The organism is Rathayibacter festucae DSM 15932, assembly GCF_004011135.1.
GTDB lineage: Bacteria > Actinomycetota > Actinomycetes > Actinomycetales > Microbacteriaceae > Rathayibacter > Rathayibacter festucae.
The window spans coordinates 1,325,681-1,345,315 of the sequence record NZ_CP028137.1 but is presented as its reverse complement, the minus strand read 5'-3'; the positions used below and the strand labels follow the sequence as shown (position 1 = coordinate 1,345,315).

Here is a 19,635-nt window from a genome sequence, read left to right as displayed (position 1 = left end):
CCGGTCCCCGCGACGCCGCGGGCGCACGCCACCTGATGAAGGAGTCTCGGTGACCACGCACGATCCCGAAGTCCACGTCCCCGCCGGCGCCGGGACCTCTCCCGCCGCTCCGGCCGCCGAGCCCGGGGCGGTGCCGCCGATCGACGCGGCGAGCCCCGGCGCGGCCGAGGCGCAGAAGCCGGTCAGCCGCAGCTACATCCTCTGGCTGATGCTCGCCAGCTTCGGCGGCTCGATGGCGATGATGGTGCCGCTCTCCTACGGCATCGCGCTGCGGATCTCGGAGCTCGCGCCCGGGCAGGAGCAGCTGCTCGGCGTCATCACCGGCATCGCCCAGGTCGTCTACCTGCTGATCAGCCCGCTCGTCGGGCTGTGGAGCGACCGGACCCGCTCGCGCTGGGGCCGCCGCACGCCGTTCCTCTTCCTCGGCGCGGGCATCGGACTCACGGGCCTCCTGCTGATGGGCTTCGCGCCGAACCTGCTCCTGGTCGGCTGCGGCTGGGTCCTCGGCATGGCCGGCTGGTCGATCTCCGGGGCCGCCGTGCAGACGCTGCAGGCGGACAAGCTGCCCGACTCGCAGCGCGGCAAGGTCTCGGCGCTGACCAATCTGATGAACCAGGTCGCCCCCATCCTCGGCATCGGCATCGCCTACGCCGTGTCCTCGAGCACGCTCCTCGTCTTCGCGATCCCCGGCCTGATCGGCGCGATCCTGATCGCGGTGTTCCCCTTCGTCAAGCCGGAGGGCAGCTCGAAGTCCCTTCCCGCCGGTGCGACCGTCACCCTCGGCTCCGTGGTGCGCAGCTACGGCTTCGACGTCCGCCGCTACCCCGACTTCTCCTGGAACTGGCTCGGCCGCTTCGTCTTCTTCATCGGCCTCTACTTCAACACCACGTTCGGCACCTTCTTCTACGCGCAGCGGCTCGACCTGCCCGTCCGCGAGGTCGCCGGAGTCGTGGCCAGCATCGGCATGCTCGGCGTCGTCGCCGCGACCGGCGGGGCGCTGCTCGGCGGCTTCCTCTCCGACCGGCTGAAGCGCCGCCGGCTCTTCGTCGCGATCTCGGCCGTCGTCTTCGTCGGCGGCGCCGTGACGGAGGCGTTCGCCTGGTCACTGCCGCAGCTCATCATCGGCGCGGTGCTCATGCAGCTGGCGATCGCCATCTTCGCGACCGTCGACCAGGCGATCATCTTCGCGATCCTCCCCGATCGGAGCGAGGCCGGCCGCTACATGGCTGTCGTCGCCTTCGCGCAGAAGATCCCGAGCGCGGTCGCTCCGCTGATCGCCGCGGCGATCATCAGCATCGGCGCGATCGGCGCCGAGAAGAACTACACCCTGCTCTACCTGGTCGGCGCATCCTTCGCGCTGATCGGCGGTCTGATGATCGCGGCCAAGGTCAAGGCGGTTCGATGAGCGCCCACGACGAGCAGGTCCCACCCGCTCCCTTCGCCCTGACGGTCGACAGCGGCGGAGACCGCGTGCCCACCACGACCGACTCGCCCCGACTCTCCTGGAAGCTGCCCGTCGGCGGCGCCGCCCAGCGCTACGAGATCGACGCTGTCGTCGACGACCGGCTGCTGCCCGTCGCCCACGCCACCTCGTCGACCTTCGTCGAGTGGCCCTGGGCCGCCCTCCCCAGCCGCAGCCGGGTCGAGTGGCGGGTCCGCGCGGAGCGGCCGGGTGCGGCGTGGTCGCGCTGGGCCGCCTTCGAGGTGGGCCTGCTCGCGGAGGACTGGACCGCGCCGTGGATCTCCCCCGCCACGCCCGCCGCCGACGACGAGGACGCGGACGGCCCCGCCGGCCGGCGGCCCGCGCACCTGCTCTCGGTCGACGTCGAGCTCGAGCAGGAGGTCCGCAGTGCGCGCCTCTACTCGACCGCGCTGGGCCTGTACACCGCGACGATCAACGGCAGCCGGGTCGGCGCCGTGGAGCTCTCCCCCGGCTCCACCTCCTACGACCGCACCCTGCACGCCCAGGCGACCGATGTGACCGACGCTCTGCGCACCGGCGCGAACCGCATCGAGGTCGAGCTCTCGGACGGCTGGTACCGCGGCGAGGTCGGTGCCTTCCGGGTGCCCGCCGAATGGGGCACGACCCTCGGCTTCCGCGCCGAGCTGCACCTCGAGCTCGCCGACGGCAGCCACCGCGTCATCGGCACCGACGACTCCTGGGTCAGCGCACCCTCCCGGATCACCGGCGCCGGCCTCATGGACGGGCAGACCCTCGACCTCACGGCGGCCGAGGCGCCGGCGCAGCCCGTCCTCGCCGACGTCGTCGACGCCCCGGCGATCGAGTGGTCGCCCGCCCCGCCGGTCCGCGTGATCGAGGCCCGCGGGCCGGTCGGCGCCCGGGAGGTCCGCCCGGGAGTCTGGGTGCTCGACTTCGGGCAGAACGCCTCCGGCCGGCTCCGGCTCGAGGAGCTCGGCCCCGAGGGCACCCGGACCGTCCTCGAGTTCGGCGAGCACTGCGGCCCCGACGGCGACCTGTCGACCGCCCATCTCGACTCCCACCGCCCCGGCGAGCCGGCGACGCTCTTCGTCCAGCGCGACGAGGTCGTCGCCGGGGCGACCCCCGACGTCTTCGAGCCGCGGCACACCGTGCACGGCTTCCAGTACGCCCGGATCACCCGGCACGGCGCTCCCTTCGACCCGTCGACCGCCTCGATGCGGATCATGCACACCGACCTCGAGAGCGCCGGCACCTTCGCGTGCAGCGACCCCGACCTCGTCCGCCTGCACGAGATCGCCGAGTGGAGCTTCCGCGGCAACGCCGTGGACGTGCCGACAGACTGCCCGACCCGCGAGCGGCTCGCCTGGTCCGGCGACTACCAGGTGTTCGTCTCCACGGCGACGCGTCTCTTCGACGTGCACGGCTTCACCCGCAAGTGGCTGCGCTCCGTCCGCGACGACCAGCTCGACGACGGCCGGATCACGAACTTCTCCCCCGACGGCCGCCGCATCAAGCACCACGTCGACCAGCAGTTCGCGCAGATGACCGGCTCCGCCGGCTGGGGCGACGCGATCGTCGCCGTGCCGTGGGAGCTCTATCGCGAGTCCGGCGACCGGCTGGTCCTCGAGGAGAACGTCGCGGCGATGATCCGCTGGGTGGAGTGGGCGCTGGAGCAGGCGCGCACGAAGCGCCACCACGTCCGGGTGCAGCGCTCCCCCGAGCCTGAGTGGTTCGAGGAGTTCCTCTGGGACGGCACCTTCCACTGGGGCGAGTGGATCGAGCCGCGCGAGCACGACGCCGACGGCCGGCCGATCGACCCGGTGCAGGCCGACCCGATGGCCTGGTTCACCGCCGACAAGGGCGAGGTGGGCACCGCCTACCTGCACCGCTCGACCGCGACCCTCTCGCAGGTCATGCGGCTGCTCGGCCGCAGCGCCGACGCCGACCGCTACGCCGCGCTCGCCGAGCGGATCCGGGAGGCGTGGCAGGCGGCCTACCTCCGCGAGGACGGGATCACCTCCGTCGACTCGCAGGCCTCCTACGTCCGCGCACTGTCCTTCGGACTCGTCCCCGAGCACCTCCGGGCCGCGGCCGCAGACCGGCTCGTCGAGCTCATTCACGCCGCCGACGACCACCTCGGCACCGGCTTCCTCTCCACCGGTGACCTGCTGCCGGTGCTGACCGAGGCGGGACGCGCCGACGTCGCCTACTCCCTGCTGCGCCGGCGCACCGCACCGTCCTGGCTGCACATGCTCGACCGCGGCGCCACCACGGTCTGGGAGGACTGGGAGGGGATCGACGACGCGGGCCACGCCCACGAGTCGCTCAACCACTACAGCAAGGGCGCGGTCGTCCGCTTCCTGCACAGCCACCTGCTCGGGCTGCGCCAGGACGAGGACTCGACCGGCTGGCGCTCCGTCGTCGTCGCGCCCGTCCCCGGTCCCGACCTCGACTGGGCCCGCGGAACCCACGAGTCGCCGCAGGGCACCCTCCGCGTCGAGTGGCGCCGCGAGGGCGACGACCTCGTCGTCGACGTCGACCTGCCGGAGGGCACCTCCGGACGGCTGCTCTTCCCCGACGGGTACGAGCTCCCGCTGGCCCCGGGTGCGACCCGCGCCGCCCGGCCGCTGCCCGCCGCCTACGCCGCACCCGACCACGACGCGCCCCACCACGCCGCGCCCGACCACGACGCACCCGACCACGCCGCCGTCCTCGCGACGGCGCAGACCGAAGGACGATCATGACCGCTTTCCCGACCGGCTTCCTCTGGGGCTCCGCCACCGCCGGCCACCAGATCGAGGGCAACAACACGAACAGCGACTGGTGGGCCCGCGAGCAGATGATGCCCGGCATGGAGCTCTCCGGCGACGCCTGCGACAGCTACCACCGCTACCGCGAGGACATCGCGCTGCTCGCGGACGCCGGCCTCACCGCCTACCGCTTCAGCCTCGAGTGGTCGCGGATCGAGCCCGTGCGCGGGCACTTCTCCCGGGCCGAGCTCGCCCACTACCGCCGGATGATCGAGTTCTGCTTCGAGCGCGGCGTCACCCCCGTCGTCACGCTGCAGCACTTCACCACCCCGCAGTGGTTCGCCGAGAACGGCGGCTGGACCGCCGAGGACGCCTCGACGCTGTTCGAGCGGTTCGTCACGGAGGCGACGACGATCCTCGACGGCGTCGAGTGGGTCGTGACCATGAACGAGCCGAACATGCAGGCCGCCATCATGACCGCGATGCGCCGGCTCAGCGAGGCCGGCAGCGGCGAGTGGCAGAGCCCGACCGTCGAGGCCGCCGACGACGGAGGCGGAGAGAAGGCGTCCCACGGCGACTTCCTCACCTACGCCGACCCCGAGCTCGGCCGGATGTTCACCCGCATCCACCACGCCGCCCGCGCGATCGTGCGCGAGCGCACCTCGGCCAAGGTCGGCTGGACCATCGCCGCCGGCGCACTGACCGCCGCCCCCGGTGGCGAGGAGAAGCTGCTCGAGATCCGCCTCGGCAAGGAGGACGTCTACTGGGAGGGCAGCCGCGGCGACGACTTCGTCGGCGTGCAGGCCTACTCCAGCCAGGAGGTGGACGCACGCGGTCTCGTCCCGCACCCGCCGCACCCGGACAACACGCTCGTCGGCACCGCCTACCGCCCCGACGCGCTCGCCATGGCGGTGCGCCACGCCTGGGAGGTGACGCAGGGCGTCCCCGTCCTCGTCACCGAGAACGGCATCGCGACCGCCGACGACACTCAGCGCATCCGCTACACGGATGAGGCGCTGCAGGGTCTCGCCGACACGATCGACGAGGGCGTCGACGTGCGCGGCTACCTGCACTGGTCGCTCCTCGACAACTTCGAGTGGGGCCACTGGGAGCCCACCTTCGGCCTGATCGCTGTCGACCGCGAGACCTTCGTCCGCTCGCCCAAGCCCAGCCTCGCCTGGCTCGGCCGCGTCGCCGCGGAGAACGCGCTCGGCGCGGAGGTCGCCCGATGAGCGCCGCGTTCGTCGACGCGACCGCCGTCCCCGTCGCGCAGCTGCTCGATCTGTCCGGCCGCCGCGCGGTCGTCACCGGTGGCGCGCAGGGGCTCGGCCGGGCGATCGCCGCCCGGCTCGCCGAGGCCGGAGCCGCCGTCGCGGTCGCCGACCTCGACCTGGGCCGGGCCGAGGCCGCGGCCGCGGGGCTGCCCGGCTCGCGCGCCCTCGGGGTGCGGATGGACGTGACCGACTCCGCCTCCGTCGCCGAGGCGGCCGCCCGCGTCGAGGAGGAGCTCGGCGGCATCGACATCTGGGTCAACAACGCCGGGATCTTCCCCGCCGTCCCGGTCACGCAGATGTCCGACGAGACCTGGGAGCAGGTCTTCGCGGTGAACACCCGCGGCGTCTTCAACGGCTCCCGCGAGGCCGCCCGCCGGATGACCGATGGCGGCGTGATCGTCAACATCGTCTCGACCGCCGGCTTCCGCGGCACCGCGCCGGGACTCGCTGCCTACGTCGGGTCCAAGCACGCCGTCCGAGGCATGACCAAGCAGATGGCGCTCGAGTTCGCCCCGCTGGGGATCCGCGTGCTCGGTGTCGCGCCCACCTTCGTCCCCACCGAGGGCAACCTCGCGGCCGCGGCGGCGGGAGCTGCGGCGCTCGGCGACGGACCCGCTCCGGACATGCCGGTGATGACGAGCAGCCTGATCGGCCGGATCGGCACTCCGGACGACATCGCGCGCGTCGTCCTCTTCGCCGCGAGTGATCTCGCCTCGATCATGACCGGCAGCACCCTGCTCGCCGACGCCGGCCAGACGATCTGAGAAGCGGCGGCAGCGACCGCGCCCCGGGCTCCACGTCCGGGGCGCGGTCGCGTGCTCACTGCGGGACGCCCGCCGCCAGTGCCGGGAACTCGTAGACGAAGCCGCCGTCGGCGCCGCTGATCGTCGCGTAGGCCCGCGTCGTGCCGGGCTCGATCGCGATGTTCGTCGCAGAGCTCAGCCCGGTCGACTCGTCCGCCGGAACCGAGACGGTCTGCAGGAGCGCGCCTGAGGTGTCGTAGACGAGGATCTCCGGGCGGCCATGCACGCCGACGTAGAGGTTGCCGTCGGCGTCGACCGCGATCGAGTCGACCTGGCCGATGCCGGGTGAGGGGTGGATCGCCGGGAACGCGGTCGCGATCTCGGCGCCGCCCTCGGCGAGGGTCATCCGGTCGATCCGGTTGCCGGTGTTGAGGCTCACCCACAGCTCGCCGTGGCCGGGCGAGAAGGCGATGCCGTTCGGGGAGGGCAGCTCGCTCGCCAGCACGGTCGCCGCACCGGTCGCCGGGTCGACGCGGACGACGCGGCCGGACGCCTCCCAGTACGGGTCCTGCGCGCCGGCGGCGTCGGTGACGTAGAGGGCGCCGTCCTCGCCGAACGCGATGTCGTCCGGCTGCATCGGGACGCCGTCGATCGGGCCGGTGACGACGTCCCGGACGTCCTCGCCCTCGGCGGTCATGCTCCGCACGGAACCGCTGAGGAAGTCGGTGACGTAGAGCCGCCCGTCCCCGGGGTGGAACTGCGCGGAGGTGAGCGCGGAGGCGTCGTCGGTCCAGACCGGCTCGACGGTCTCCTCGTCGAGGTCGATCCGGAGCACCTTGCCGGCGCCGGGCGGGGCGGTGACGTCGACGACGTACAGGCCGCCGTCGGGGCCGAAGGTCGGGCCCTCGAGCAGGGTCATGCCGGTCGTCTCGTGCACCTCCGTCACCTGCAGCACCCGCTCGGCGGTGACGACCGACGGAGTCGCCGGCGCGGGTGCGGCTGCGGGGTCGCCCGCGTCGGTGCAGCCCGCCAGGGCACCGGCGAGCAGGACCGGGACGGCGATCGCCGGCCGCCTCATCGCGAGGCTCCGACGCCGGCGCCGACGAGCACGTCGCCCATCCCGTCCTCCCGCCAGGCGCGCAGCAGGCGGTGGAACGCGATCGGGCCGGGGCTGTAGGAAGCGCCGCCGATGGAGCGGGTGCCCTCGCCGTTGTAGTAGCCGGGCGTGCACTGGGTCTGGAACGCGCGGGTGTCGGCCGCGGTCTCCTGGATCGTGCGGACCCACGCCTCCTCCGCCTCGGCCGTGGGCTCGAGGTACCTGGCGCCGACCTCGCGGCCGCGGGCGATGACGGCGGCGATGTGCTCGGCCTGCTCGAGCAGGATGTGGGCGAAGTTGACGGAGTTGGCGTTCTGGATGCCGCTGAGGTGGAAGAGATTCGGGAAGCCGTGCGTCGAGAAGCCGTGCAGGGTGCGCGGGCCGCGGGCCCACGCCTCCAGGAGGCTGCGGCCGTCGCGGCCGACGACGGGCAGCGTGCCGGACATGACGCCGGAGATGCCGACCTCGAAGCCGGTGGCGAAGATCACGCAGTCGACCTCGTAGGCGGTGTCGCCGACGACGACCTCGGTCTCGGTCATCCGGGTGATGCCGCCGGTGTCGGCGGTGTCGACGAGGCGGACGTTCGGGCGGTTGAAGGTGGGCAGGTAGGTGTCGCTGAAGCCGGGGCGCTTGCACATGTAGCGGTACCAGGGCTTGAGCGCCGCCGCGGTCGCGGGATCCTCGACGACCTGGTCGACGCGGGCGCGGAGCCGGTCCATGGTGTCGAGGTCGGCGAGCTCGTCGCGCCGCTCGCGCTCCTCGGCCGGGATCGACGTGTCGACGGCGCCGGAGAGGATCTGACGCTGCAGCTCGACGGTCCTCGTCCAGCCGTCCTGCACGAGCGACTCGTCGACCGGCTCGCCCGCGAGCACGGCGAGGAAGTTCTCCATCCGCTCGCGCTGCCAACCCGGACGCAGCGACGCGACCCACTCCGGATCCGTCGGCCGGTTGTCGCGGACGTCGACCGTGGACGGCGTGCGCTGGAAGACGATCAGCTCCTGGGCGTCCGCGCCGACGTGCGGGATCACCTGGAGTCCGGTCGCGCCGGTGCCGACGACGGCGACGCGCTTGTCGGCGAGGCCGGTCAGTCCGCCGTCCGGGGTGCCGCCGGTGTAGCCGTAGTCCCAGCGCGACGTGTGGAAGGTGTGGCCGCGGAAGGTCTCGATGCCGGGGATGCCGGGCAGCTTGGGCTGGGTGAGGGTGCCGGAGGAGGTGACGACGAAGCGGGCGCGGAAGGCGTCGCCGCGGTCGGTCTCGACGAGCCATTCGTCGGCGTCCTCGTCCCAGGTCAGTGCGGTCGCGCGGGTCTGGAAGAGGGTGTCGCGGTAGAGCCCGTAGTGCTCCGCGATCGCGACCGCGTGCCGGCGGATCTCCTCCCCCGGCGCGTAGCGCTCGGACGGGATCGTGCCGACCTCCTCCAGCAGCGGCAGGTAGACGGAGGACTCCACGTCGCAGCGCACGCCCGGGTAGCGGTTCCAGTACCAGGTGCCGCCGACGTCGCCCGCCTCGTCCATCAGGCGCAGCGACTCCACCCCCGCCTCACGCAGCCGCGACGCGGTCAGCAGACCGCCGAAGCCGGCGCCGATCACGAGCGCCTCGACCCGGTCGGTCACCGGCTCGCGCTCGACGCGCTCCGTGTACGGGTCCTTCGCGTAGTAGCCGAACTCCCCCGCCGCGCGCCGGTACTGCGTCGCGGCGTCGGGGCGGGTCCGGCGGTCGCGCTCGGCGCGGTACCTCTCGCGGGCGGCCTCGAGGCGGCGCTCGTCGTCGGGGGTGAGGGAGTCGGAGGTCAAAGTGCTGTCGGTCATGCGGGCTCGCTCTCGTCACGCGCGCCGGCGCGACGACGGACCCCGGGACGGGGCGACGGCGGGACTCCCCCGCGGGCGCCGACACGACTCCGGATCGGTTTCTTGCTGTCCGAAAAGGTTAGCCCGGAACTAAGTACTTCTCCTGGGGATCCGCCGAGTCCTACGGTGGCTTCATGGATCCCCGCGCCCGCGCCCTCTCGGACATCGAGCGGCTGTCGATCGCGATCACGGTGCGCTCGATCCCCCGCGTGCTCGCGCCGCTGCTGACGACCGACCTCACCATCCAGCAGCTCAAGGCGCTCTCGGTGATCGTCACGACCGAGGAGGGCGCGACCGGCGCGGGCCTCGCGCAGAGCTTCGGCGTCTCGATGCCGTCGATGTCGAAGCTCATCGACCGCCTCGCCGCGAGCAGCCTGGTCGTCCGCGAGACCGACCGGGCCGATCAGCGCGTCCGCCGCATCCACGCCACCGACCTCGGCCGGGCCGTCGTCCGCGAGCTGATGGCCGCGCGCCCGGAGCTCGGCGAGGACGTGCTCTCCCGCCTCTCGCTCGAGGAGCTCGAAGCCCTCGAGACCGGACTGCGCGCGATCAGCCGGGAGCTGCGCGTCTCGCGCGACGCCGCCGACTGACCGCCCGCGTGCGGGCGGTGTGCGATCTCGCAGGGACCGTGCTCTCGACGACGGATGGCCGGGAAGCGAGGAGGTCCGCGTACCCCTGTCGCACTCGTTGACACCGGCGGCGGACATCATTAGTGTCCCGAGTGCAGAAAAGTGTTACCGAGAACATCTGCATCCCCCGCCGATGACGTGCGCGCGTGCGGGCCCGGCGAAGAAGGGGTCCACCGCGCTCCGCGCCGGTGACCGGAGCTCCGGACCGGCCTCGTCGCCCAGCGCGAGGAACGCGTCCGGGGGCCGGACGGCATCGCTCCCGCAGGGGCCGGGATGATCCGCCGGCGACGGCTCGACGCAGGGCCCGGCGCCCGCTCGAGCACCGGTGCCCTCCGTTCGGGTCGGAGGGCACCGGCTCGCCCGTGCGCGCTCCGCGAGCAGGGGTCACAGCCTCGGGGCGACCGAAACACCGAAACTACTTTCTTTAACTCCCCGGGCTGGCTACGGTCGATCTCACCACCCGCAGGCCAGCGAAGACGGCCTCCTCGGGTGCGATTCACACTGCAAAGGAGCTCTCTGTGAGTAGATTTCGCAAGCTTTTCGGTCTGGCGGCAGCAGCCGCTCTCGCCGCGACGCTCGTCGCCCCGACTCTGCCCGCGTCCGCCGCGGGCAACACGCTCGTCGTCGATGCGAGCACGTCGGTCGGACCCGTCACGCGGGTCGGCGCCGGCGGCCTGTACGCGCTGGCCACGCCGAACGACCCGGCGCCGGGCCTGCTGACGCCGCTGCGCCTCAAGCAGCACACGCAGCCGGCCCCCGGAGTCGGTCAGCTCGGCAACGGAGCGACGACGCCGACCGGCGACGTGTTGAAGGTGGCCGGCACCTTCACCCGGGACGGAGCGCAGTCCTACGCGCGGATGCCCGACGTGTACCCCGACTTCCCGTACCGCTGGATCAGCTGGGCGGACTGGACGCAGAAGATCGACGCGATGGTGAAGGCCCGTCTCGACGCCACCGCCACCACGAACATCAACGGCTGGGAGCTGTGGAACGAGCCCGACGGGACCTGGGACACGGCGAAGGCCGGCCCCTACCTCGACGGCTGGACCCGCACCTACCGGCAGGTCAAGCTGCAGGACACGATCACTCCGATCGTGGGCCCCAGCTACAGCCGCTACTACCCCGACCTGATGCGCTCGTTCATGGCCCGCGCGAAGGCCGACGGCACTCTGCCCGACGTCGTCGTCTGGCACGAGCTCGAGGACGGCGTCTACAACGACATCGACGAGCACGTCGCCGACTACCGCTCGATCGAGCGCGATCTCGGCATCTCGCCGCGGCCGATCTCCATCAACGAGTACGGCTCGCCGAGCCAGATCGACACGCCGAGTGTGGCCGCGCACTTCATCGCCCAGTTCGAGCGCACCGGCATCCACGACGCCGAGCGCGCCTACTGGTACGAGTCCGGCACCGTCGGCGGCCTGGTCTGGAACAACCGGCCGACCGGCTCCTACTGGCTCTACAAGTGGTACGGCGAGATGGCCGGGAACATGCTCGCCGTCACGCCGTCCGGCGACCTCGACGGCTTCGCGTCCTACGACTCCAGCCGGAAGATCGTGAACGCGGCCTTCGGCGGCACCTTCGGCGACAACCAGGTGCAGGTGAAGGGCCTCACCGGATTCGGGACCTCGGCCAAGGTGGTCCTGAACTACACGCCCCGGTCGGGCCGCATGACCAACGTCGACGCGCCCACGACGGTGTCGACGCAGACCCTGCCGATCACGAACGGGACCGTCACCGTCCCGGTGACGAGCCAGGACTACCTCGGCGCCTACCAGCTCGTCGTCACCCCGGCGGCGGGTCCGACGACGAGCTACCAGCAGGTCTACGAGGCGGAGAACGCGACCGTCGTGAACGCCGCGCTGCTCTCCTCCGGCTCGGCCTCGAACGGCGGCTACGTCGGCCGGATCGACGGCTCGTCGAACGCCCGCAGCGACAGCTTCGTCGACTTCGTCGTCGAGGTGCCGACCGCCGGCAGCTACGGGCTCGGGATCCGCTACGCCAACGGCGGAGCGAGCACCTCGACCCAGGGCCTCGCCGTCAACGGCAGCGCCTTCAGCACCGTCTCCTACCCGTCGACGGGATCGTGGGGCGCCTTCGGCTCCTCCGTCTCGCGGCAGGTCGATCTGAAGGCGGGCTTCAACGTGATCCGGCTCGCGAAGGGCTCCCCCTTCTTCGCCGGCGGCTCCGGGTTCGCGGAGCTCGACAGCATCACGCTGACGCGCTGAGCGACGCGGCCGTCCGGAGGCGCGTCGACGCTTCCGGACGGCCGCGGCTCCCCGGTCCCGACCCCGACGGGGGGTCCCGCTCGCCGCGCATCCACGGCAGTGTTCACGGTAACGATCACTGCGGACGAGCCGGCATCTTCCTGCCCGGCCCTGCCGATCCGGCCCGCTGCGCCCGGCGTCGTCCGGGCACTCCATGAGGGGACACCATGCGCCGCGCTACTCACTTCACCGGAGGCCTCTGCGGGCTCCTCCTGGCAGCGGGGCTCGTCGCCGCGCCGCACTCGGCCGTCGCCGCGCCGGCGGGGACGGCGAGCACCTCGACGCCTCCGGCCCGCGACGGCGGCGGAGTCGACTCCGCACCCGCGGCGAGCGACGCCGTCGCAGAACCCGGCTCGCCGTCGCTCCTCCGGGCGGCGGCCGCGCCGGCGGACTTCACCGATGTGGCGATCCCCTCCCGCGCCGACATCGTCGTGCACGAGGTGACCATCGCCCTCGTGGCGCCGCAGGGCACGACTCCGTCGTTCAGCGCGGAGGACGCGCGCCGCTCCCTCGAGCTCGTCGACGACTTCTACGACCGCGAGACCGGCGGAGCCGTGCGCTTCGAGCTCGAGCGGCTGATCGACTGGCGGAGCATCGACGAGCCGATCGGCTGCAGCGACACGGGCGGCCTGCACGACTGGATCTCGCGCACGACGGGCTGGCAGCCCGGACCGGCGCGGCACCTCGTCGCCATGGTGCCCCCGGGCGACCCCTGCCCGATCTGGGCCAACGGGGAGCAGCCGGGAGACCCGGACGACGGCGGGCGGACGTTCCAGGGCGGTCCCGACGCGATCCTGCTCGCCCACGAGCTGGGTCACAACCTCTCGCTCTTCCACGCCTCGAGTGTCCAGTGCGCCTCGTCGTGGGACGTCGCGCCCGGTGCCTCGTGCGCCCGTGAGGAGTACGGGAACCTGACCGACGTCATGGGCGACTCCTGGCTCTTCACGCCCCTCTCGGCACCGACCCTCGCGCAGCTCGGCATCCTCTCGGACACCCGGCAGCCTGTCTGCGGCGCGCCGCGGACGACCGTCATCGACACCCTGGGGGCCGGTCCGGGCACTCCTCGAGCCCTCACCTGGACCGACCCGCAGGACTCGGCGGTGCGGTACTGGGCGCAGTACAACGACAAGGCCGATCCGCGAGCGGACGGCGGCGCCTACAGCAGTCCCTGGCAGACGCCGCGGACGGTCTCGGGCGTGCAGATCCTGCGCAGCACCGGCGGCAGCGCCGAGCTGCTGCAGCGGCCCGGTGACGCGAGCGTCGGGAACGAGTTCGCCCTCGCCGGCGAGACCGTCGCCCTGAACACCGGCATGTCGCTCCGCGTGGAGGCCCTCGATGCGACGGCGCGGACGGCGACCGTCACCGTCACCGTGCCCTGCACCGAGGACGTCGGCGACATCACCCGCCGCGCCGCGGCCTCCGCGTCCTACACCTCGGGCTGGTCGTCCGTCGGCGACGCCGTCGACGGCAGGACCGGAACCGCGTGGAGCAGCTGGCCCCGCGTGGGCGAGCAGTGGCTCGGGCTCACCTGGCCGGCGACGGTGACCGTGGACAGCGCGTCGGTGCGCTTCGCCGCCGACGCGGCCGACAGCGCGCAGCAGGGCGTGATCCCGCCTCGGTCCTGGCGCGTCGACTACCTCGACGCCGCGGGCGCCTGGGTGCCGGTCGCGGGAGCGAGCCCGGCCGGCCGCGCTCGGGACGCGGTGAACACGGTCGTCTTCACCCCGGTGGCGACGACGGCCCTCCGCACGGTGTTCCAGGCCTGGGGAAGCGCGGAGTACGGCGGTTCGACCGGCGTCGCGGAGCTCAGCGCCACCGGCGTGGCCCCGGTCGCCTCGCTCGTCGCCCGTGGCGCCGCGACGACCGTCGCCACCTCGTCGACACGCGACGTCGCCGCCGGTGTGGACGTCCTCGACGCGCGCGGCCGGGCGCTCGCGGGTCGCGCCGTCTCCTTCGCGCTCACCGGCCCAGCGACCTTCGCCGACGGCACGAAGGCGGCGACGGTCCTCTCCGCGGCGTCGGGAACGGCCGCACTCCCCCCTCTCCGGACGGGCGCGACGACCGGCACCGTCTCGATCGCCGCCCGCGTCCCCGGGCTGCCGGCGGTGCCCCTGCCGCGCACCACGGTCGCCGCACCGCCCGGGGTGACAGCGACCGCGGCCACGCGCAAGACCCTCGGGACGGTCGTGCTCACGGTGACGGCGAAGAACACCGGCAGGACCGCGACGGAGATCACCATCGTCACCGCGTACGGCACCTCGACGATCGCCGGCGTCGCTCCGGGCGCGACGGTCTCGCGGGCGTTCGCCACTCGGCGATCCACCGTCCCGGCGGGCAGCGCACAGGTCACCGCGCAGACGGACGGCCTGCGCACGACCACCGCGGCGGCCTACCGCGGGCTGTGACCGGCGGGCGGCGACGGTCGGGCAGTGCTCGGCGGGAGGTGAGGGGCGCCGAGCCGGCCGCGACCCGGCGGGCAGCGGCTACGGATCCCCGAGCACCGCGAAGCCCAGTCGCCGGGCGGCGACGAGCACCACCGCGTCGGCGGTCGCGTCGCTCAAGGCCGTGTGGAAGCTCGGCCGCGGGGGGAAGGCCGGCTCCCGCTCCACGCGGCTGAACAGCGTGGCGATCGGGTTCCCGGTGATCGCCGACAGGTGCCACAGCCCGTCGATGCTGCTGAGGCGCTCCTCGATCGCCCGGGCCCAGGCCTGTGTGGCCCGCTTCGGCCCCATCTGGATGGAGGCGGCCGCACCGTTGCGGACGGGCCACTCACCGGTGAGATCGAGGAGCGTCAGCGGACGGGACGGACGCCAGCCCACGAGCCGCGGAGCGTTCTGCACGCGGTCGACCACCCGTCGACGCTGGTACGTCTCGCCGATCGCCGTCACGGCGTCCGCCGCGGCGGAGAGAACGCCGACGGTCGGGTGGTGCCCCGGAGGAGGCGGGTGCGGGTCGAAGCGCATCCCCGGCACCGGTCCGTGGTGGCGCAGGGCGTCCCACGCGCCCACGTGCGCGCCCGCGCTGCGATACAGGCGCCAGAGCGGTCCGGAGTACTCGCGCAGGTGCGACGGGTCGGTGACGAAGGTCGTCGGCGGGGTGAGCGGGACCTTCACGACTCGTCGAACTCGGCCAGGGCGACGAGGACCTCCCGCGGATCGCCTCCCCCGGAGAGCCAGCGCACCGGGGTGACCGGCGTCTCGCCGATGAGGAGCTCCTCCTGCGGCGTGGTCATGAAGCCGAGCACGCTCGCGGGATGCATGTCGTCCGGGATCGCCTTGACGAGCGCGGGGACGCCCGGCAGCATCGGCCGCTCCCGGTCGTCGGTGAACTGCCAGGCCGGGAACCGCAGCTTCGAGCCCACCTTGAAGGCGTACAGCCCGTCCTTCGCCTTCCGGTGGCGCACGCGGGTCTCGTCGATCCTGAGTCGCGAGGCCACCTCGGCGGTGTCGAACGAGTCGACGATCGCCTGCAGCCGGGTGCGCCGCTCGAGGTCGGCGAGCTCTCCGCGCGCGACCTCCGCCTCGGTCTCGGCGAGCTCCTCGGCGGTCATCGACCCGGACTCGACGAGGAAGTCCGCCGCGCCCTGGGCCAGCCCGCCACCCGGCGACCGGTGCCGCGAGAGGAGTGCGGTCTGCTCCGTGAGGAGCGTGGCGAGCGTCTGCTCATCGCCTCCCCTGTCGCGGACGGCTCGATACAGCCCGTCCAGCCCGTCGGTCAGCTCGGGGTGGGCGACCATGGCGAGCAGCTCGGGAGAGAGCTGGACGAGAACGCCGCGGAGATGCTCGTGCACGACGTCCGGCGCGAGCTCGAGCTCGTCGGCGAGCTGAGACTCCGAGGCGCCGTGGGCGAGTCCGACGATGATCCTCAGGCGAGCCTCGAGGGCGGACTCGCTGCCGGGCCCCGTCGAGCTCGTGACCGGCGGCGGACTCGTGGCGAGGTCTGTCATGGTCGTCTCCTCCTGCTCTCAGCGCACTGCCGATCCTAGTTCGGAAGCGGCATGCGCGGAGCGGTGAGGACGTCCGGCGGAGGTCGGTGGCGCGCGATGCCCGCCCGTCACCGCCGCGACGTCAGCAGCGTCCGCAGCGGTGGCGCGATCGACTCCCGGCGGAGCAGCGCTGTCGCGAGGAGGAGGAGCAGCAGCACCGATCCGCGGACGAGGCCCTGCCAGTAGAAGGAGACGCCGAGCAGCACGAGCCCGTTGTTGATCAGGCCGAAGATCAGGACTCCGAGCACGGTGCCGAGCACGTTCGGGCGGCCGTGCGCCGAGAGCGTCGCGCCGATGAAGACGGCGCCGATCGCGTCGAGCACGTAGAGCTGGCCGCTCGCCGGCGAGTAGCCGTAGCTCCGCGAGGCGAGCGCGATGCCGGCCAGAGCGCCGATCAGCGCTGCGACGACGAACGCGGAGGCGAGCGAGATCCCGACGCGGCGGCCGGCGATGCGGGTGGCTCCGGGCTGCTCCCCCGCCGCGGTGAGCACGCGGCCCCAGCGGGTGCGGTCCAGCAGCAGCCAGACCGCGACGGCGACCGCGATCGCCAGCAGCACCGGGACGCCGATGCCGAGCACGGTGGCGTTGCCCCAGGCGGCGAAGGCGTCGGGCGTCGCCTGGCGGCGCAGGTAGATCGGCGCGCCGCCGCCGGTGAGCAGCTGCTGGGCGCTGGTGCCGATGAACCAGACCGACAGCGTCGCGAGGAAGGCGCGGATCCTCAGCACGATCACCAGCACCGCGTTGACCACGCCCGCCAGCGTCCCGAAGCCGAGGCCGATCAGCACCGCGAACCAGGTCACGTAGCCGTCGGCGATCAGCGCGGTGGCGCCGAGGGCCGCGAGGTCGATCGCGATGCCGATCGAGAGGTCGATCCCGCCGGCCCGGACGACGAGCGTCATCGCGCAGGCCGCGATCAGCAGCAGCGCCCCGGCGCTCGCGACGTTGAGCAGGTTGGTCGGCGCGAAGTAGCCGGGCACGCTCGCGCCGAAGACGGCGAGCAGGAGCACGACCGCGGCGGGCGCGAGCAGGCGGACGGCGAGGGCCCGGCGGGACTCGGACACGGGCAGGGCGACGGCGGTCACGAGCGGACCCCTCTCTCGCGGAGGGCCGCGAGGCCGAGGACGAGCAGGATGAGCAGCCCCTTGATCGCGCCGACCCACTGGCTGTCGACGCCGATCAGGGTGAAGCCGTTGCCGAGCGCGGCCACGAAGACGGCGGCGAGCAGCGTGCCGCCGATGGTGACGACGAAGCGGCGGGAGAACACCACCGAGAGGTAGGCGGTGACGATGATGTCGAGCAGGATCTGGTTGCCGATCCCGGGCACGGCGGCCGCGAGGCGCGCGGCGAGCAGCAGCCCGGCGATGCCGGCGAGGAGCCCGGAGAGCAGGTAGCTGGTGAGGACGTGGCGCCAGACGGAGACGCCCGCGACGCTCGCCGCGGTCGGGTTCTGGCCGACGGCGTAGCTGCGGGTGCCCCAGGAGGTCCGGCCGACGGCGAGGGCGGTCGCCACCGTGACGACGGCGAGCACCGCGACCGGTGCCGGGAGGCCGAGGACGCTGCCGCCGCGCAGCCAGTCGAAGAGCGGATCCGCGACCGGCACCTTGACGTTGTCGGTGGCGAGGAAGACGACGGAGCCGACGATCCCGGAGACGGCGAGCGTGGCGAGCAGCGGGCGGAGGCCGAGCACGACGGCGGTGCCGCTGATCGCGCCGAAGCCGACCGAGACGAGCAGGGCGAGCAGCACGGCGGGCAGTGCGCCGAGGCCCGCTGTCAGGGCGACGGCGGCGACGACGCCGGAGAGGCCGACGATCGGTCCGGAGGCGAGGTCGATGCCGCCGCGGACGACGTCGTCGCCGCCGGTGATCACCACGATCGCGAGGCCGAAGCCGGCGATCGCGGGGACGACGGCCTGGATCAGGATCGTCGAGACGTTGCCGCCGGTGGCGAAGACGGGCGAGGCGGCGCTGAACACCGCGATCTCGAGGAGGACGACGAGGTAGCCGATCAGCGCGAGCGCGCCGATGCCGCGGCGGCGGGCGCGCGGGGCGGCGGGCGCCTCCGTCGGGGACGCCTTCTCGGCGGGCGCGGTGGTGAGGGTCATCGGGCACTCTCCAGGGTGTCGGGGGCGACGGCGCCGGAGGCGATCGCGAGCACCCGGTCGACGCTGAGCTCGCTCCGGGGCAGCTCGGCGCGCACGGCGCCGCGGTGCAGCACGAGGACGCGGTCGGCGAGGCCGACGAGCTCCTCGAGGTCGAGCGAGACGAGGAGGATGCCGGCGCCCTCGTCGACGAGCCGGTCGATGAGCGCGTAGACCGCCGCGCGGCTGCCGATGTCGACGCCCGCGGTGGGCTGATCGAGGACGAGCACCCGCGAGCCGGCGGCCAGCCACTTCCCCACGGCGACCTTCTGCTGGTTGCCGCCGGAGAGCGTGCCGACCACGGCCTCCGGATCGGCGGGGCGCACGTCGAGCGCGGCGATCTGCTCGAGCGCGAGCGCCCGGTCGCGGCGGCGGCTGGGCAGCAGGCCGCCGAGGCTGATCCGCCCGAGCGAGGCGATCGAGAGGTTCTCCCGGACGGTGTGCGCGAGCAGGACGCCGTCGCGGCGCCGGTCGCTCGGCACGTAGCCTCCGCCCGCGGCGACGAAGGCCCGGGCGGAGGAGGTGGCGGTGCCGGCCACGCGCACGCGGCCGCTGCGGCGGGAGAGGCCGACCACGGCGTCCGCGAGCACGTCGACCCCGGAGCCGACGAGGCCGGTGACGCCGACGATCTCGCCCGGGCGCACCGTCAGGTCGAGGGCGTCGAGCGCGCCGGGCACGGTCAGCGCCTCGAGCTCGAGCAGCGGCGGGACGTCGGCGGCGACCACCCGGTCGGAGCGGAGCGCGAACTCCTCGACGTCGCGGCCGAGCATCAGCTCGACGATCCGGGCGCCCTGCTCGGCGTCGCCGTCGATCAGGTCCAGCCCGCCGACGTTCGCGCCGTTGCGGAGCACCACCACGCGGCTCGCGACGCGCTGCACCTCCTGGAGGTAGTGCGAGATGTAGATCACGGCGACGCCGCGCGCCTGCAGCCGGCGGATCGAGGCGAACAGCGCCGCCACCTCCTCGGCGGCCAGCGGTGCGGTCGGCTCGTCGAGCACCAGGATCCGCGGCTCGACCAGCAGCGCCCGGGCGATCTGCAGCTGCTGCTGCTCGGCGACGGTGAGGTCGTCGACGAGGGTGCCGCCGCGGACGACGAGGCCGACCAGCTCGGCGAGCACGGCCTCGGCCGAGGTGCCCCGGCGGCGCAGCCGCTCGTGGCCGAGGTAGAGCTGCTCGGCCACGGTCAGGCGACCGGCGAGGTGCCGGTCCTGGTGCACGACCCGGATGCCGGCCCGCTCGGCGTCGCGCGGGGCGGTGATCGCCACCGGTGCTCCGTCGATCGCGATCGAGCCCGCGTCGGCCGAGTACAGGCCGGTGAGGATCTTGATCAGCGTGGACTTGCCCGCGCCGTTCTCGCCCACCAGGGCGACGACCTCGCCGCGGCCGACCGTGAGAGCGACGTCGCGCAGCACCGGCACGCCGGCGAAGGACTTCGAGATCCCCGCCATCTCGAGAGCGGGCGCCGG

General features: G+C 73.3%; 14 protein-coding genes. 7 read left to right on the top strand and 7 right to left on the bottom strand.

From position 1 onward, the window contains the following. Window positions 1-49 precede the first annotated feature (49 nt). From C1I64_RS06335 to C1I64_RS06320, 4 genes are read left to right on the top strand one after another with little or no spacing between them, the layout of a single operon-like run. A complete protein-coding gene (locus tag C1I64_RS06335; RefSeq protein ID WP_243586858.1) occupies window positions 50-1,405 on the top strand; it encodes an MFS transporter in 1,356 nt (451 codons plus the stop codon). Next, complete coding sequence (locus C1I64_RS06330) at window positions 1,402-4,185, top strand: family 78 glycoside hydrolase catalytic domain (RefSeq protein ID WP_164874459.1); 2,784 nt, start codon at window positions 1,402-1,404, stop codon at window positions 4,183-4,185. Before C1I64_RS06335 ends, C1I64_RS06330 begins: the two co-directional genes overlap by 4 nt. Further along, complete coding sequence (locus C1I64_RS06325) at window positions 4,182-5,423, top strand: glycoside hydrolase family 1 protein (protein WP_127886597.1); 1,242 nt, start codon at window positions 4,182-4,184, stop codon at window positions 5,421-5,423. Before C1I64_RS06330 ends, C1I64_RS06325 begins: the two co-directional genes overlap by 4 nt. Continuing rightward, window positions 5,420-6,229, top strand: coding sequence for an SDR family NAD(P)-dependent oxidoreductase (locus C1I64_RS06320; protein ID WP_127886596.1), 810 nt, complete (start codon window positions 5,420-5,422; stop codon window positions 6,227-6,229). The genes C1I64_RS06325 and C1I64_RS06320 overlap by 4 nt, the downstream gene beginning before the upstream one ends. A 55-nt stretch (window positions 6,230-6,284) precedes the next feature. Here C1I64_RS06320 and C1I64_RS06315 read toward each other — a convergent pair whose 3' ends face one another. Both C1I64_RS06315 and C1I64_RS06310 read right to left on the bottom strand, forming a co-directional pair. After that, the gene (locus tag C1I64_RS06315; protein WP_127886595.1) at window positions 6,285-7,286 is read right to left on the bottom strand and encodes an SMP-30/gluconolactonase/LRE family protein; all 1,002 of its coding nucleotides are present in this window, start codon (window positions 7,284-7,286) and stop codon (window positions 6,285-6,287) included. Next, entirely contained in the window at window positions 7,283-9,112 is a 1,830-nt protein-coding gene (locus C1I64_RS06310; RefSeq protein ID WP_127886594.1) for a flavin-containing monooxygenase, read from the bottom strand. Before C1I64_RS06310 ends, C1I64_RS06315 begins: the two co-directional genes overlap by 4 nt. Window positions 9,113-9,285: 173 nt before the next feature. Here C1I64_RS06310 and C1I64_RS06305 point away from each other — a divergent pair, with 173 nt between their 5' ends. The 3 genes from C1I64_RS06305 (at window position 9,286) to C1I64_RS06295 (ending at window position 14,452) form a co-directional block, all read left to right on the top strand. Next, window positions 9,286-9,741 (top strand): MarR family transcriptional regulator, encoded by a 456-nt coding sequence (locus C1I64_RS06305; RefSeq protein WP_127886593.1) that lies wholly within the window; start codon window positions 9,286-9,288, stop codon window positions 9,739-9,741. 557 nt (window positions 9,742-10,298) lie between these two features. After that, window positions 10,299-12,008: a CBM35 domain-containing protein gene (locus tag C1I64_RS06300; protein WP_208645091.1), complete on the top strand. Its 1,710-nt coding sequence runs from the start codon at window positions 10,299-10,301 to the stop codon at window positions 12,006-12,008. Between the two features lie 206 nt (window positions 12,009-12,214). After that, window positions 12,215-14,452, top strand: coding sequence for a discoidin domain-containing protein (locus tag C1I64_RS06295; RefSeq protein WP_127886592.1), 2,238 nt, complete (start codon window positions 12,215-12,217; stop codon window positions 14,450-14,452). A gap of 78 nt (window positions 14,453-14,530) precedes the next feature. On the opposite strand, the gene C1I64_RS06290 is transcribed toward C1I64_RS06295, so the two are convergent. The 5 genes from C1I64_RS06290 to C1I64_RS06270 form a co-directional block, all read right to left on the bottom strand. After that, on the bottom strand, window positions 14,531-15,160 hold the full coding sequence (locus tag C1I64_RS06290) for an RES family NAD+ phosphorylase (protein WP_127886591.1): 630 nt from the start codon (window positions 15,158-15,160) through the stop codon (window positions 14,531-14,533). Next, window positions 15,157-15,993: a hypothetical protein gene (locus C1I64_RS06285; RefSeq protein WP_127886590.1), complete on the bottom strand. Its 837-nt coding sequence runs from the start codon at window positions 15,991-15,993 to the stop codon at window positions 15,157-15,159. Before C1I64_RS06285 ends, C1I64_RS06290 begins: the two co-directional genes overlap by 4 nt. A gap of 107 nt (window positions 15,994-16,100) precedes the next feature. Then, a complete protein-coding gene (locus tag C1I64_RS06280; RefSeq protein ID WP_164874458.1) occupies window positions 16,101-17,114 on the bottom strand; it encodes an ABC transporter permease in 1,014 nt (337 codons plus the stop codon). After that, complete coding sequence (locus C1I64_RS06275) at window positions 17,111-18,133, bottom strand: ABC transporter permease (protein WP_127886588.1); 1,023 nt, start codon at window positions 18,131-18,133, stop codon at window positions 17,111-17,113. The genes C1I64_RS06280 and C1I64_RS06275 overlap by 4 nt, the downstream gene beginning before the upstream one ends. After that, complete coding sequence (locus C1I64_RS06270) at window positions 18,130-19,617, bottom strand: sugar ABC transporter ATP-binding protein (RefSeq protein WP_127886587.1); 1,488 nt, start codon at window positions 19,615-19,617, stop codon at window positions 18,130-18,132. The genes C1I64_RS06275 and C1I64_RS06270 overlap by 4 nt, the downstream gene beginning before the upstream one ends. Window positions 19,618-19,635: the final 18 nt, after the last annotated feature.

Excerpts from the sequence above, each read along its gene's own strand:
- C1I64_RS06310 (WP_127886594.1), bottom strand. The coding sequence starts at position 9,112 with ATGACCGACAGCACTTTGACCTCCGACTCCCTCACCCCCGACGACGAG.
- C1I64_RS06330 (WP_164874459.1), top strand. The coding sequence starts at position 1,402 with ATGAGCGCCCACGACGAGCAGGTCCCACCCGCTCCCTTCGCCCTGACG.
- C1I64_RS06275 (WP_127886588.1), bottom strand. The coding sequence starts at position 18,133 with ATGACCCTCACCACCGCGCCCGCCGAGAAGGCGTCCCCGACGGAGGCG.
- C1I64_RS06270 (WP_127886587.1), bottom strand. The coding sequence starts at position 19,617 with ATGGCGGGGATCTCGAAGTCCTTCGCCGGCGTGCCGGTGCTGCGCGAC.
- C1I64_RS06315 (WP_127886595.1), bottom strand. The coding sequence starts at position 7,286 with ATGAGGCGGCCGGCGATCGCCGTCCCGGTCCTGCTCGCCGGTGCCCTG.
- C1I64_RS06325 (WP_127886597.1), top strand. The coding sequence starts at position 4,182 with ATGACCGCTTTCCCGACCGGCTTCCTCTGGGGCTCCGCCACCGCCGGC.
- C1I64_RS06285 (WP_127886590.1), bottom strand. The coding sequence starts at position 15,993 with ATGACAGACCTCGCCACGAGTCCGCCGCCGGTCACGAGCTCGACGGGG.
- C1I64_RS06320 (WP_127886596.1), top strand. The coding sequence starts at position 5,420 with ATGAGCGCCGCGTTCGTCGACGCGACCGCCGTCCCCGTCGCGCAGCTG.
- C1I64_RS06305 (WP_127886593.1), top strand. The coding sequence starts at position 9,286 with ATGGATCCCCGCGCCCGCGCCCTCTCGGACATCGAGCGGCTGTCGATC.
- C1I64_RS06295 (WP_127886592.1), top strand. The coding sequence starts at position 12,215 with ATGCGCCGCGCTACTCACTTCACCGGAGGCCTCTGCGGGCTCCTCCTG.